Source organism: Mesorhizobium sp. Arg314, from assembly GCF_053714275.1.
The window spans coordinates 1-1163 of sequence record NZ_JBSKBP010000174.1 but is presented as its reverse complement, the minus strand read 5'-3'; the positions used below and the strand labels follow the sequence as shown (position 1 = coordinate 1163).

The 1163-nt window shown below is 64.3% G+C and carries 1 protein-coding gene and 2 pseudogenes; all 3 read right to left on the bottom strand.

All coding sequences use genetic code 11. The features are described from left to right. Nucleotides 1–142 precede the first annotated feature (142 nt). Nucleotides 143–385: pseudogene (locus ACWGS9_RS34895) on the bottom strand (zincin-like metallopeptidase domain-containing protein); the annotation flags it as partial. 212 nt (nucleotides 386–597) lie between these two features. After that, entirely contained in the window at nucleotides 598–1008 is a 411-nt protein-coding gene (arsC, locus tag ACWGS9_RS34890; RefSeq protein ID WP_454509440.1) for an arsenate reductase (glutaredoxin), read from the bottom strand. Beyond that, nucleotides 1005–1163: pseudogene (locus ACWGS9_RS34885) on the bottom strand (aquaporin family protein); the annotation flags it as partial. The gene arsC and the pseudogene ACWGS9_RS34885, both read right to left, overlap by 4 nt.

Genomic DNA, 1163 nt, shown 5'->3' with positions numbered 1-1163 from the left:
GCCATAAGCGACGAGGCCGGCGTTATTTTTGACGATGTCCTCTTGCGCGCCGATACACACGCCGAGGCGTAAGAGGCCCTCGGCGTGGCAGCGACGGCCAGCTGTCGCATACTATAATCGCGTCGGTCCAGAAGGCCGCCGCTCATGCGGCGGCTGCTTCGGAGGCGCTGAAACGCGACAGATAGTCTGCGGCGCGCTGCGCGTGTGCCGCGGCGGCGAAGATCGCTCGCTTGTCCCCCTTCAGCACGGACAGCCAGTGACCGATATAGGCGGCGTGGTCGTCGCGATCCTCGAGGCGCAGCCCCAGGTCGGCGCAAAGGAACGCGGCGCCCAACTCGGCGACAAGCTCCTCAAGGCAATAGCCGTCGTCTCCGACGGGCCGCCGCTCACAACACGGTCATAACGTCTAGACAGGAAGCGCTACTGCAAAGGCAGGCAGCACGCGCGTCAAGGCAAATGGACGTCGCTACAAGAGACGAACGCTGCCACAGCCGTTTTCAGGTACGAGCCCATGGCTGGCCTGTGCGTGCGCGGCGACAACCACGGTGGCCGGTCTCCATAATCGCCGCGCTTATTCGCCGGCTGCACGTCTGCCCTCTAGTTGGGCTGTGTATAGGCGACCTTCTCGCCGTCTTCCTTGACGAATTCGCGCACCGGATGGTCGAGCAGCGGCAGCACCACCTCCGAAGGCCGGCAGAGCCTCGTTCCCTTGGGCGCCTCGACGATCGGCCGGTTGATCAGGATCGGGTGGGCGAGCATGAAATCGATCAGCTCGTCGTCGCTCCATTTCGGATCGGCAAGGCCAAGCTCGGCATAAGGCGTTCCCTTCTCCCGCAAAAGCTGGCGCGGGGTGATGCCCATCACCGCGATCAGTTCGAGCAGCCGTCCGCGGCTCGGCGGCGTCTTCAGATATTCGATCACCACCGGCTCCTCGCCGCTGGCGCGGATCATGGCGAGCGTGTTGCGCGAGGTGCCGCAAGCGGGGTTATGATAGATCGTGACCGTCAAGGCTTGGCTTTCTGTGGCTTGGATTGCTGAGCGGTTTCGGGCCGCAGCAGCCAGCCCATCAGCGCCAGCGCGATCAATGCGCCGAGCAGCTCGGCGACGATGAAGCCCGGCAGATCGACCGGCCTGATGCCGGAAAAGGTGTTGGTGAGCGAGCG